We start from the raw sequence: 12,152 nt of genomic DNA on the forward strand, positions 1-12,152 counted from the left end.
TTTGTGGCGCAAAATTAAGTATTATTAATAATTTAATAGGTATTTTTAACTTCAATTTTTATCAAATTTATAACTAAAGAGTTGATTTGTTACCAATTGATTAGATTTGAGCTATGAAACTTCTAAAACAGATTTTTGATTTTTATTTAAACAGCAGTATTCACGTGGCTTTATCGTGTTATGCTTTGGTCCGAATTACATTTCATGTATTTCATATTCAGTACGATGAGCCAATGGCATTGTTTGTTTTTTTCGGAACAATTGTAGGATATAATTTCGTAAAATATGATGCGCTGGTTCGCGTAAAGAAAAACCCGATAGGAACACAACTAAAAATTATTGCTGTTTTAAGTTTTATTTCGGTGATTTTAGTTGGCTACTATTTTTTTAATTTAAAAAGAATAACACAAATAGTCTCCGTTGGAATTTTTGCCATAACCGCACTTTACACTTTACCTTTTTTTCCAAATCGAAGAAATGCCAGAAATTGGGCAGGAGTAAAAATCTACATTGTAGCGCTTTGTTGGGTTGGCGCTACTTTGGTTTTACCTTTAATAAATGCAGAGATTCCAGTTACTATAGATTTCTTTATTAAATGCATTCAAAGATTCGTTTTGGTTTTTGTACTGATTTTAGTTTTCGAAATTTTAGATTTAGCCAATGACGATCCGCATTTACAAACCGTTCCGCAGACAATCGGAGTAAAGAAAACCAAACTTTTAGGATTTTTGCTATTGATTCCGTTTTGGTTTTTAGAAGTTTTTATTTCGACATTCAATATTCATGACGCGATTATAAATCTTATTATGGTCATCATGCTGATGTTGTTTATTGCTTTTGCCAATCCGAATCGTTCCAAATATTACACTTCCTTTTGGGTCGAAAGTGTGCCCATTTTTTGGTGGTTGATGATCGTTTTTCTATAAAAAATATTTAGGGCGTGCCAACATCCCGATAAAAGGGCTTACTTACTTTAAGCTTATAGGCCCTTTTATCAGGATGCTGTCGGGCTATCCGCGCTACTTCGGTAGCCAGCTTCTATCCCTCACGCAAAACGTAAAACGAGAAAATTCGTTTTCAAAAGACATTTAGAATATTGCAAATGATTTCAAAATTTGGGATGTTTTTTTGCACAACGTTTCCCTCCGGTTTCAACCGCGGACTATGTTTAAAAAATAAATTTTGATTTAATTGTTTTTCAATTGCCTCTAGCTTTAGCTGGAGAATAAATATGATTGAATACTCTAGGCTTTAGCCAAACTTTACAATTTGGCCAAAGCCCAGATTGGAGACTTATTTTTACCTCCAGATAAAGCTGGAGGCAATTAAAATTATCTTTTTAATCTGCCAAATCTGCGGGAGAAAAAATTATTTCGCTTTCTGTTCCGCCAAAGCTTTACTCAATTCAGCTTTTGCTTCATTTAGTTTTTTTCTTTTCTTGTCGATTTTTTCTTTGCTTTCCTTGTCTTTAATCGCTTCGTTCAAATCGGCAGTTCTTTCGTTTACTTTTTGCTGTTTTTCTTTTACCTTTTTGTCAAGATCTTTGTTGACTGTTTTGGTAGTGCAGTTTTTCTTAGTTTGTGCAATCGCTTCTTCAACACCTTTAATCTGATTTTGATTTCCAGCTTTTTTCGCAGCAGCTAATTTTGTGTTTAATTCACAAAGCTTTCTTTCACATCCTTTTAGAGTTGTACAATTGCTTTGAGAAAATCCGATAAAAGAAATGGTAAAGAAAACTACAGTTAATATCGTTTTTAATTTCATAAGTATACTTTTTTGATTTCTAATTATTCATTTTAAGGATAATACTTATAAAAGTAAGCAATTTATATTAAACGACTTTTTCAGAAACGGCTTTCAAAACCTTATTTCTTTCTAAAAGAAAATTAGTAAGATGCTTTTCCAAAAACAAAACATTAAAAAGTTCACCAAATATTCCAAACGGAGTTTCATATTGTAATTTGTCTTTCATGATTGTAATTCCATTTTCTTCTTCAAAAAAATGTTCATGTTTAAACGATTTGAATTTACCGCGTTCCATTTCATCCACAAAATAATCATAGAAAATCATTGCAGTGATACGGCTTTTGTGGGTGAGGTAAAGCCCAAAATGTTTGCCTCGCCAAGTTACCGTTTCGTTTAAATTTATTAAACCAGATGTTACACCCGCAATTGCTTTTTCTTTTGACGGACTTGCCGATTGTTGGTGAATATCGATATTTCTTGAGGCATCAAAAACGATTTGTTTTGAGGCTTTTATTTTGGTTGTGAGGTTTATTGTTGTCATGATTTAAGTTTAGTTTTCCGCATTTTTGTCATCCCGAGGAACGAGGGATCACACTAGAGACTCCACAATACATATCGACAATTCTTTGTCGAGCTTCGTGTGTGATCCTTCCTCCGTCAGGATGACAAAAAATGCGTAGTTTTTAACGCAATAAATTTTTAAAAGCCTCATCAATATCCCCAAACTTAAACCCAAACCCATTATCCAAAAGTCGTTTCGGAACTACGTTTCTACTTTTCAAAACCAATTCTGTTTCAGTTCGAATAAAGAAAGATCCAATTTCAAGAAAAAAATTATTCATTGAAATTCCAAAAGGAAAACCAACTGCTTTTCGAAGTTTCTGCATAAAGTCAACATTTCGAATTGGTTCCGGAGAAACTACATTTATAATTCCAGTAATTTCTTTTTGAATAATAAAATCAACCGCATTCGCAAAATCTTCTTCATGAATCCAGCTTATAAACTGATTTCCTTTTCCTTGTTTTCCGCCAAAACCAATTTTTGCTAAAGTCTTTAACGGAACAAAAGCGCCTCCATTTTTTCCTAAAACAATAGAAGTTCGCAAAGCTGTTTTTAAAGTCTTTGGGGTTTCAGTTTTAAAGAATGCTTTTTCCCAAGACAAAGCGACATTTATAGAAAAGTCATTTCCGATTTCGCCATCAACTTCATCCATTTGTTTATCTAATGAAAATCGATAAATGGTTGAGGTAGATGAATTCAGCCAATGTTTCGGCGGATTTTGACAATTTAAAACGGCTTTATTTAGAATTTTGGTGCTTTCAATTCGAGATAATAGAATCTCTTTTTTGTTCTCTTTCGTGTAACGGCAATCAACAGATTTTCCTGCGAGATTAATTAAAACTGTTGCGTTTTCTAATTCTTTTTCCCAGCCCGAAAAAGTTCTGGCGTTCCAATTTACATATTTGATTCCGTCAATTGTTTGAGATTTTCCTCTTGTTAGAATGACAATCTCTTCAAATTTATCTTTGAAATGATGGACTAATACTTGTCCTAAAAATCCTGTTCCAGCTGCAATTATGAGTTTTTTCATTGGTGTAATTTTATAGCCACGTATTCACGAATTATTATTTTTTAATTAGTGAATTCGTGGCGAATCTTTTTAATTAAGAATTAAAAGCAAAGCAAGAATTCGGTAAAGAATCCAAGTGAAAGATAAGTAAAAAGGGAGTTTTAAAATTTTCACCCTTCTAAAATGTTCCAAAAACATAATCAAAACCGTCATTCCAAACCAACCTAAAATGATCGTTTGAGGAAGCTGGAAAAACTGACTTAAAACTAAAATCGGCATCAAAATTAAACTTCCCATTAAAGAAACCGTCATTAAATTTCCTGCGTAATTGAGAATCGTTTGTTTGTGAAATTTCAGCAGCAGTAAACTTTGAAAAACAATTTGTCCAAAAGCCAAAATAATTTCTCTGGTAATATTAGATTTTGGTAAATTCGGAATCAAATTAGAATATCTAAATAAAACAAAACTCGTTATTGTCAATGCAAATGCAATAAATAGAACTCTGTATTTATAATTAAAATCTGGTGTGCATTGCAATTTATTTTCTTCTTTTACATTTCCAGGAATAATTACTTTTCTATTGTAAGAAACAAAAGAATACATTTTTTTCAGGATGAAATGAATGGGTTTTATAGTCGCAATTTTTTCAATTAAAGGAAAAGAAAATCCAATAACTTTTATCAAACTGTCAATTCCGTAAGTGACTGTTTTTGTTTTATTGTTGATTAAAGCAATTTCGTTTGGAGCACGTTTTAAGTCCACAAAATTTTGTTCTTCTGCAGATAATTGGCAATACGATTTTCTTCCGTTTTCATCAAGCATTCTACTTTTTACAAATCCAGTTGTATACAAACTGCAAAGCGGACAATCTTCATCATAAAGTAAAGTTTGGTTTTCTAACGTTTTCATGATTTTTGGTTTTAAAGATGAATAGTTTTATGCGTATAACTCTTCTTTGACAGGAGTCAGCTCAATTTTTCTTTTGTTCTTCACTGTAATTTTTGAACCTTCAGCCAAGAAAATTGAGATTGGTTTTTGAGTTTGAAGAAATCCAAAATCGGTTCCGTAAATTTTTTCGAAATCAATATCAATTCGGTAATTTAAAACTTCAAATTGTTCCCATCTTGGATGTGTCACTTCATATTCAAAAGTCGTTTCTTTGTCGATTTTAGTATATCCGAAATAATGTTCTGTAATAAATTCTGCTTCAGAATCGATTTCGATTTTACTCAAATCTTTTTTGGTTTCAATTTCAATTGTGTTCCATTCTTTTTCATTTTTCCATTGATAAATGAAAGTATTGCTATTTTTATTTTCAATGATTTCATGTTTCATTTTCTGAGTTTCATAATGTTCTTGATACAAAGTATTCGCAATAAAAGTGATCGCTTTTTTAGGAACAATTTCTTTGATGAAAACGACACCGCGTTTCCATTCACCATTTTCAAAACGCTTTACATAAAAACGTAGATTCACTTCTTCAAAATTGGTATGAAACGGAACTTTCAATCCTAAAACTTTGGTATTTTTAAACATAAATCCAACCAAGCTTACGTAACATTTGTTGTTCCAAATGTCAATTTGAGTTCCTGCAGGAAGATATTTTTCTAGAATTGTAGCATCAATTTCATAATTGAAAAGTGCTAAATTTTTCCATTCTGCTTTTAAGAAGTTCATGATAAGTTGTTTTTAAGTTTTTAAAGTTTCAGAAAAAAATGAAAGTTTGTGTTAAATTTTTTTATTTCATCATTTTTATAACCAGTTTTCCTAGCCAGTTATCATTAAATTCAGTCATTTTGTCCAACATATTGTCTGCTTTTAAAACGAAATCATACAATTTGGTAGTTTGATCTACAAAGTGTTTTTCTTCTGCCGAATCTTTTGCTTCAATAGTCGAAACTTCTTTTAAGATTTTCAGCGTTGGCTTGATTTCTCTTTTGCTTCTTTCTCTGGAAATTTTAACTGCTAATTCGTCTAAATCTTTTTCTGCCGTAAAGAATTCTTTTCTTTCTCCAGCTTTGTATTCTTTATAAACAATTCCCCAATCCATTAAACCTCTTAAGTTCATGCTGGCATTTCCACGGGAAATTTGCAATTCTTCCATAATGTCTTCCATAGAAACAGGTTCATTCGAAACCATTAATAAAGCGTGGATCTGTGCCATCGTTTTATTAATACCCCATTGAGTACCTAATGCTCCCCAGGTTTGTACAAACTTATTTTTTGCTTCTTTGAATTCCATGAATCAAATGTAAGTAAAAGTTTTTAAACTTTCAAAAATAATTGAAACATATTTAACGAATTATAAAGTTATGTTAATTCAAACCTTGAAATTTTTGATTAAATAATGATACAGCTATTTTTGTAAAAATCACATTTATGGAATTATACTACACATTTTCGGTACTTATTGTACTGGCTTCTTTCTTCGCCTATTTAAATTTAAGATTTTTAAAACTTCCAGGGACGATCGGAATTATGATTATTGCGATGCTGGTTTCCGTTGGAATTCGTCTTTTGGGAGATTCTTATTTTCCTGCAACCACCAAACATTTTTTTGATTTAATAAAAGAATTCGATTTCAACGAAATCCTAATGGGAGCAATGTTGAACTTTCTTTTGTTCGCCGGCGCACTTCACGTAAATATGGCAGATCTTAAAGAGCAAAAAGTTCCCATTATGATTTATTCTACAGTAAGTGTAGTATTGTCAGCTCTAATAATTTCTGGTTTACTTTTTTACATCGCACCACTTTTAGGAATAAATATCCCTTATATATTTTGTTTAGTTTTTGGAACCTTAATTTCACCAACCGATCCAATTGTAGTTTTAGGCGTTCTAAAAGAAGCGAAAGTTCCTAAGAGAATCGAAACCAAAATTGTTGGTGAATCTCTATTTAATGATGGAGTAGCCGTAGTGATGTTTGCTGTTGTTTTGAAAATGGCAACCGACCCAACATTTGATATGACTTTTGGTTCTATTGCTTGGTTATTTGCAAAAGAAGGTATTGGCGGACTTTTATTAGGTGCTGTTCTTGGGATTTCGGCATCAAACGTTATGAAGAAAATAGACGATTATAAAGTCTCAGTTTTAATCACGCTTTCTATTGTAATGGGGGGATTTTTGATTGCTCAAAGCTTACACGTTTCTAGTCCGCTGGCAATGGTTGTTGCCGGATTGATTATTGGTAATTATGGTAAAAAAGTAGCAATGAGCGAAGTTACCCAAGATTATCTAGGGAAATTTTGGGAACTTATCGACGAAATATTAAATGCTATTTTATTCTTATTTATTGGTTTTGAATTGTTGTTACTGCCAGATTTAAATAAACAATTGATAACAGGTTTTGTAGCCATTTTTATTGTTCTTTTTTCAAGATTAACTTCTATCGTTTTACCTTGGAAATTCTTTGATATCTTCAAATTCTTCGGAATCAGGTCTGCTTATAACAAAGGATCTCTGATGGTTTTAGTTTGGGGTGGAATTCGTGGTGGGGTTTCTATTGCTTTGGTACTTTCTATGCCTGAAGGAGAATACAAAAACCTTTTACTTGAAGTAACTTATATAGTAGTTTTATTTTCAATTGTAGTGCAAGGACTTACTGTTGGGAAATTGGCTAAAAGAGTTTTGGAGAAAGAATAGAGAGTAAAGAAAATAGACGCTAGAATAAAGATTTTATTTTTAAGCCATTTAAAATAATAGACTTGCAAAAATATTTGCAGGTCTTTTTTTTTGATTTGTTTTTCGATTAGATATTTCTGGTTTTAAAAATACGGATACAAATTGAAGGATTTTTCTTAATTTTGCTTTCTGGTTTAATTTGTAACTAAATTGTAGTTGCAGCTTAAAGATTTAATTATAAATTTGTATGAGTAAGATTGATAAACTTATTGAAAGATTAAAATCAAAACCAAAAGATTTTTCTTGGGATGAAATGGTGAAAGTTCTAAATCACTTTGGTTATAAACAAATCTCTCAAGGAAAAACTGGTGGTTCAAGAAGAAAATTTGTGAATGAAAATAAACAGATTATAAGTTTACACGAACCACATCCGCAAAAAGTTTTGAAAGGATATCAGATTGATATTATTATTGAATATTTGGAATTGTAATATGAAAAACTATCTAGAATATAACGGCTACATTGGTACATTAGAATTTTCTGCGGATGATAAAATATTCTTTGGAAAAATTCAAGGTATAAATGATTTAGTAACGTTTGAAGGATCTTCGGTTGCCGAATTGGAAGCATCTTTTAAAGAAGCTATTGAAGATTATTTAGAGACATGTAAATTGTTAAATAAAGCCCCGGATAAAACTTATAAAGGTTCTTTTAATGTGAGGGTGTCTCAAGAGTTACATCAAAAAATAGCACTTTTAGCTTCCAGAAAGGGATTGAATTTAAATGAAGTTGTAAAAGAAGCATTGTCTTACGTTGTCAAACATGAAGAAATTTTAAATTAGAAACCCGAAACAAAAATGTTTCGGGTTTTGTTTATCGTTTATCTTCTTTAGAATAATTAGATTCTCCATTAATATTAATTTCTCCGCCTAAAAAACGAGGTTCCCGATTTCTCAAAACATCAAAAAAGGATTTAAAAACAGAACCATATTCTCTAAAGCGAACATAATTATATCCAAGATATTCTCCATGGTTTGCAGAATATCCAGCTGATTTAATTCCGAGTTTTTGCCCGATATAAATGGCGCGATTTAAATGATATTCCTGAGAAATTAAAGTTGCTTTTTTAATCTTGAAAATGTGTTTCGCGCGATACATGGTTGAATACGTATCGAAACCTGCATAATCAATAAATATCTTTGTAGTGTCAACGCCATGATTGTAGCAATAATTTTTCATTACTGTCAATTCATCATATTCATCACGGCCGTTATCTCCAGAAAGCAGAATTTTATTGATGCGTTTAGCTTTCCAAAGCATAATTCCAGCATCCAAACGATCTTTTAGATATTTGCTTGGCTGATTTCCGTTGATTCCCGCGCCAAAAATAATTCCGACATCATTTTTAGGGAATTTTTTAATTGAGTAGTGAATGTATCTCTTAGTAGAAGATTTTACATAGTAATTTACTGAAACGACAGCAATCAATCCGATAATTGCAAGATAAAGCACTATTTTAAAATATTTTTTCACGGCTGGTATTTGTAAGATTAAGATTTAAAACACGAAGATAGTTAAAGTAAAACCAAATAAAAAAACCGAAGCATTTATACTTCGGTTTCAAAATTTAATTCTCTAGGAAACTTAGCAACTTAGGAGCTTAGTATCTTACAAACTCTATAATAATCCCGCTCTTTTCAATAAAGCTTCAGGCTTTGGTTCTTGTCCCCTAAAACGTTTGTACAAAGTCATAGGATGTTCTGTTCCTCCTTTAGAAAGAACATTGTCTTTGAATTTCTTTGCAATTTCTTCGTTGAAGATTCCATTTTCTTGGAAATATTCAAAAGCATCTGCATCCAAAACTTCTGCCCATTTGTAGCTGTAATATCCAGAAGAATATCCACCTTGAAAAATATGAGAAAACGCTGTACTCATAGCATTTTCTTTTACATCAGGATACAATTGTGTATTAGCAAATTGTTCCGTTTCGAAAGCTTTTAGATCTGTAATATTGGTTGGATCTTGTCCGTGCCAAGCCATATCTAATAATCCGAAACTTAATTGACGTAATGTTGCCAAACCTTCTTGAAAACTCGCACTTTCTTTAATTTTCTGAACGTATTCAATCGGAATGATTTCTCCCGTTTCATAATGATTTGCAAACAAAGCTAACGCTTCTGGTTCGTAACACCAGTTTTCCATAATCTGACTTGGTAATTCTACAAAATCCCAATAAACAGAAGTTCCAGACAAACTTGGGTAAACCGTATTTGCTAACATTCCATGTAAACCGTGACCAAATTCGTGGAATAAAGTGGTCACTTCATTAAAAGTCAATAACGAGGGTTTTGTTTCTGTCGGTTTTGTAAAATTACAAACATTAGAAATATGAGGTCTTTCGTTTACGCCGTCTTTTACATATTGTGATTTGAATGAAGTCATCCAAGCCCCGTTTCTTTTTCCTTTTCTTGGGAAGAAATCAGCATAGAAAATCGAAACCAAATTGTTATCAGCATCTCTTACTTCATAAGTGGTAACTTCTTCGTGGTATTTATCAATATCAAAAACTTCCGTAAAAGTTAAACCGTATAATTTTTTGGCAACCGTAAAAGCGCCGTCTAATACTTTTTCTAATTGAAAATAAGGCTTCAGTTTTTCATCGTCTAAATTAAAAAGCTGCTGTTTTAATTTTTCAGAATAATAAGCGCCGTCCCATTTCTCTAATTGTTCGATTCCATCTAGTTCTTTTGCGAAAGCAGTTAATTCTGCAAATTCTTTTTGAGCTGCTGGTTTTGCTTTTGCTAATAAATCATTCAGGAAAGAGAAAACTTTCTCTGGACTTTCGGCCATTCTTTCTTCGAGAACAAAATGTGCGTGCGTTTTGTAGCCTAATAAATTAGCTCTTTCATGACGAAGTTTAGCAATTTTTAAAACGTTTTCCTCGTTGTTGAATTCGTTATTTTGAAATGCTTTTGCACCAAATGCAATTGCCATTTTTTTACGCAATTCACGATTATCTGCATAAGTCAAAAACGGAACATAACTTGGATGGTCTAAAGTGAAAATCCAGCCTTCTTTTTCTTGGTTTTTAGCTAATAATCTTGCAGCTTCGATTGTTCCTTCTGGTAAACCTGATAAATCCTTTTCATCCGTTAAATGCAATTCGAAATTGTTGGTTTCTGCCAAAACATTTTCACCAAATTGTAAACTCAGTTTAGATAATTCTTTGTCAATTTCTCTTAATTGATTTTTCTTGTCTTCTGGCAGATTGGCACCGTTTCTCGAAAAGCTTTTGTATTTTTTATCTAATAAAGTTGTTTGTTCTGCATTTAGATTTAAATTTTCTTTTTGATCGTAAACGGCTTTTACTTTCGCAAATAATTCAGCGTTTAAGCGAATGTCATTTCCAAATTCTGAAAGTAAAGGCGAAACTTCCTGCGCAATTTTCTGCATTTCGTCATTCGTTTCTGCCGAATTTAAATTGAAGAAAATACTAGAAAGACGATCTAAAATATCGCCCGAAAAATCCATCGCCACAATTGTATTTTCAAAAGTTGGCACATCTGGATTATTTACGATTGCATCAATTTCGGCTTTAGCCAAAGCAATTCCTTCTTGAAAAGCCGGAACGTAATCTTCTATTTTAATTTGAGAAAAAGGGGCTGTATTATGTTTAGTTATAAATTTTGAAAGTAAGACGCTCATTTTGATATAAAATTTTTTATTAATTGAACTCGAAATTTTTGAATTCCAAAGATAACAATTTATAAAAATCTAATTGGATATAAAGAATTCATTCTGGGCATAAAACTCTCTTAAATTGTGTTAGAGATATGTTATTTATTGTTGAAGGTGGTTTGAAAAGGCGTAAATTGAGAAAAAGCTTAGAATACAAAATTCTAATCATAAATTATAAAAACTGAAATGATGAATTATCAAGTAGTAATTAAGAATATTGATACGGTGAATGAAGTAGAAGGATATTGGTCTGATGAAGATTTTATTCAGTTATTAGGAAAATTTAATTATCCAGATGGCTCGACGGCTGAGAAAAGCAGTTTGCCAGAATTATTAGAAATGGCTATTTCTGATTACGAAGCTAATGAAGCCGCTGCAATAGTTTTAGAATATAAATTGGGAGAGGAATTAACCGAGGGACAAGTGGAGCAAATATCGAACAATATGTTAATTGATAAAGTTTGTGAAGAATACCCAGAAATTCACATGCAAGGGACTTTATTTCATATTAATCAATTACTTTTTAAAGCATATAACGGAAAATTTCCAAATGCAAAAGCTTCTATAGTTCATTTTTCTATGACGCCAACTGATGGAGAACCGCAAAAGTTGACATCTGAAAACGTTTTGAAATTATTGAATAATGGTTTGTCTGACAGAAATCTTATCAAGAGATTGTTTGAAAATCAAATTTCTCAAAATATTCCATTTCCAGAAGCTGAAAGTATTGTTTGGGATTTGAAAACAGATGATGATATCAACTATGATCTTGTTACTTCAGAAAATTGGATAAATAAAGAAGATATAAAAGAATCTGAATTTGAATCTGTTTTGGAAGAAGTTGAAGATGCGGCTTAATTCAAAAAAGAGATAAAATTGTAGATTTAGTTTCACAAAGAAGCTCAAAGAAAAAACACAAAGATTCACAAAAATTTTGTGCGCCTCTGTGTTTTTTTTGTGTATCTCTGTGGAATTACTTTTTTAAACCTTCAGCTGCTTTATTAACTGCTGCTTTCAATTCTTCTTTGTAAGAAATAATAGCATCTAAAACTTTTTTATCGTGGCTTCCGATGATTTGTGCTGCTAAGATTCCTGCGTTTTTTGCTCCGTTTAAAGCAACAGTTGCAACAGGAACTCCACCTGGCATTTGCAGAATAGATAAAACAGAATCCCAACCATCAATAGAATTGCTTGATTTTACAGGAACTCCAATTACAGGAAGCGGAGACATTGAAGCTACCATTCCAGGTAAATGCGCCGCACCGCCCGCACCGGCAATAATTACGGAGATTCCGCGAGTGTGTGCATTTTTGCTGAAATCGAATAATTTCTCTGGCGTTCTGTGTGCCGAAACGATATCTACTTCAACTTCTACATTAAATTGTTTTAATATGTCGATTGCATCCTGCATAACTGGCATGTCTGAGATGCTTCCCATTATAATAGCTACTTTGCTCATGTTTTTTGTTTGTTGTA

At 32.0% G+C, this 12,152-nt stretch carries 14 protein-coding genes; 5 read left to right on the forward strand and 9 right to left on the reverse strand.

Annotated elements, in window-relative coordinates; translation table 11 throughout:
- Positions 1–113: 113 nt before the first annotated feature.
- Entirely contained in the window at positions 114–926 is an 813-nt protein-coding gene (locus tag AC3Y25_RS14485; protein WP_250837498.1) for a UbiA prenyltransferase family protein, read from the forward strand.
- Positions 927–1,368: 442 nt separating this feature from the next.
- Here AC3Y25_RS14485 and AC3Y25_RS14490 read toward each other — a convergent pair whose 3' ends face one another.
- From AC3Y25_RS14490 to AC3Y25_RS14515, 6 genes are all read right to left on the reverse strand, one after another.
- Complete coding sequence (locus AC3Y25_RS14490) at positions 1,369–1,764, reverse strand: DUF1090 family protein (protein WP_489903211.1); 396 nt, start codon at positions 1,762–1,764, stop codon at positions 1,369–1,371.
- Positions 1,765–1,831: 67 nt separating this feature from the next.
- Entirely contained in the window at positions 1,832–2,287 is a 456-nt protein-coding gene (locus AC3Y25_RS14495) for an SRPBCC family protein (protein ID WP_489903212.1), read from the reverse strand.
- 142 nt (positions 2,288–2,429) lie between these two features.
- Positions 2,430–3,338, reverse strand: coding sequence for a TIGR01777 family oxidoreductase (locus AC3Y25_RS14500; RefSeq protein ID WP_489903213.1), 909 nt, complete (start codon positions 3,336–3,338; stop codon positions 2,430–2,432).
- A 69-nt stretch (positions 3,339–3,407) separates the two neighbouring features.
- Positions 3,408–4,226, reverse strand: a complete 819-nt coding sequence (locus tag AC3Y25_RS14505) for a thiol-disulfide oxidoreductase DCC family protein (RefSeq protein WP_489903214.1) — start codon at positions 4,224–4,226, stop codon at positions 3,408–3,410.
- Between the two features lie 27 nt (positions 4,227–4,253).
- Positions 4,254–4,994: a YqjF family protein gene (locus AC3Y25_RS14510; protein WP_489903215.1), complete on the reverse strand. Its 741-nt coding sequence runs from the start codon at positions 4,992–4,994 to the stop codon at positions 4,254–4,256.
- A 61-nt stretch (positions 4,995–5,055) separates the two neighbouring features.
- Positions 5,056–5,559, reverse strand: a complete 504-nt coding sequence (locus AC3Y25_RS14515) for a GbsR/MarR family transcriptional regulator (RefSeq protein ID WP_427875288.1) — start codon at positions 5,557–5,559, stop codon at positions 5,056–5,058.
- Positions 5,560–5,696: 137 nt separating this feature from the next.
- Between AC3Y25_RS14515 and AC3Y25_RS14520 the strand changes: the two genes are divergently transcribed.
- The 3 genes from AC3Y25_RS14520 to AC3Y25_RS14530 all read left to right on the forward strand — a co-directional run bounded on the left by AC3Y25_RS14520 (position 5,697) and on the right by AC3Y25_RS14530 (position 7,780).
- The gene (locus AC3Y25_RS14520; protein WP_427875287.1) at positions 5,697–6,959 is read left to right on the forward strand and encodes a cation:proton antiporter; all 1,263 of its coding nucleotides are present in this window, start codon (positions 5,697–5,699) and stop codon (positions 6,957–6,959) included.
- Positions 6,960–7,185: 226 nt separating this feature from the next.
- Positions 7,186–7,428 carry a type II toxin-antitoxin system HicA family toxin gene (locus tag AC3Y25_RS14525; protein WP_489903216.1) on the forward strand — a complete coding sequence of 81 codons (243 nt, stop codon included), beginning with the start codon at positions 7,186–7,188 and terminating at the stop codon, positions 7,426–7,428.
- A 1-nt stretch (position 7,429) separates the two neighbouring features.
- Complete coding sequence (locus AC3Y25_RS14530) at positions 7,430–7,780, forward strand: type II toxin-antitoxin system HicB family antitoxin (RefSeq protein WP_379798865.1); 351 nt, start codon at positions 7,430–7,432, stop codon at positions 7,778–7,780.
- 31 nt (positions 7,781–7,811) lie between these two features.
- Here the strand turns inward: AC3Y25_RS14530 and AC3Y25_RS14535 are convergent, their stop codons facing one another.
- Both AC3Y25_RS14535 and AC3Y25_RS14540 read right to left on the reverse strand, forming a co-directional pair.
- Positions 7,812–8,471: a SanA/YdcF family protein gene (locus tag AC3Y25_RS14535; RefSeq protein WP_095931521.1), complete on the reverse strand. Its 660-nt coding sequence runs from the start codon at positions 8,469–8,471 to the stop codon at positions 7,812–7,814.
- 144 nt (positions 8,472–8,615) lie between these two features.
- Positions 8,616–10,643 (reverse strand): M3 family metallopeptidase, encoded by a 2,028-nt coding sequence (locus AC3Y25_RS14540; RefSeq protein ID WP_489903217.1) that lies wholly within the window; start codon positions 10,641–10,643, stop codon positions 8,616–8,618.
- 222 nt (positions 10,644–10,865) lie between these two features.
- On the opposite strand from AC3Y25_RS14540, the gene AC3Y25_RS14545 reads away from it, so the two are divergent.
- Positions 10,866–11,534 carry a hypothetical protein gene (locus AC3Y25_RS14545; protein ID WP_489903218.1) on the forward strand — a complete coding sequence of 223 codons (669 nt, stop codon included), beginning with the start codon at positions 10,866–10,868 and terminating at the stop codon, positions 11,532–11,534.
- A 115-nt stretch (positions 11,535–11,649) separates the two neighbouring features.
- Here AC3Y25_RS14545 and purE read toward each other — a convergent pair whose 3' ends face one another.
- Positions 11,650–12,135, reverse strand: coding sequence for a 5-(carboxyamino)imidazole ribonucleotide mutase (gene purE / locus AC3Y25_RS14550; RefSeq protein ID WP_489903219.1), 486 nt, complete (start codon positions 12,133–12,135; stop codon positions 11,650–11,652).
- Between the last annotated feature and the right edge of the window lie 17 nt (positions 12,136–12,152).

It is taken from the genome of Flavobacterium sp. LK-23 (genome assembly GCF_058135255.1).

Coding starts and splice junctions, on each gene's coding strand:
- AC3Y25_RS14485 (WP_250837498.1), top strand. CDS start 114: ATGAAACTTCTAAAACAGATTTTTGATTTTTATTTAAACAGCAGTATT.
- AC3Y25_RS14545 (WP_489903218.1), top strand. CDS start 10,866: ATGAATTATCAAGTAGTAATTAAGAATATTGATACGGTGAATGAAGTA.
- AC3Y25_RS14510 (WP_489903215.1), bottom strand. CDS start 4,994: ATGAACTTCTTAAAAGCAGAATGGAAAAATTTAGCACTTTTCAATTAT.
- AC3Y25_RS14490 (WP_489903211.1), bottom strand. CDS start 1,764: ATGAAATTAAAAACGATATTAACTGTAGTTTTCTTTACCATTTCTTTT.
- AC3Y25_RS14520 (WP_427875287.1), top strand. CDS start 5,697: ATGGAATTATACTACACATTTTCGGTACTTATTGTACTGGCTTCTTTC.
- purE (WP_489903219.1), bottom strand. CDS start 12,135: ATGAGCAAAGTAGCTATTATAATGGGAAGCATCTCAGACATGCCAGTT.
- AC3Y25_RS14540 (WP_489903217.1), bottom strand. CDS start 10,643: ATGAGCGTCTTACTTTCAAAATTTATAACTAAACATAATACAGCCCCT.
- AC3Y25_RS14500 (WP_489903213.1), bottom strand. CDS start 3,338: ATGAAAAAACTCATAATTGCAGCTGGAACAGGATTTTTAGGACAAGTA.
- AC3Y25_RS14530 (WP_379798865.1), top strand. CDS start 7,430: ATGAAAAACTATCTAGAATATAACGGCTACATTGGTACATTAGAATTT.
- AC3Y25_RS14505 (WP_489903214.1), bottom strand. CDS start 4,226: ATGAAAACGTTAGAAAACCAAACTTTACTTTATGATGAAGATTGTCCG.
- AC3Y25_RS14495 (WP_489903212.1), bottom strand. CDS start 2,287: ATGACAACAATAAACCTCACAACCAAAATAAAAGCCTCAAAACAAATC.
- AC3Y25_RS14515 (WP_427875288.1), bottom strand. CDS start 5,559: ATGGAATTCAAAGAAGCAAAAAATAAGTTTGTACAAACCTGGGGAGCA.
- AC3Y25_RS14525 (WP_489903216.1), top strand. CDS start 7,186: ATGAGTAAGATTGATAAACTTATTGAAAGATTAAAATCAAAACCAAAA.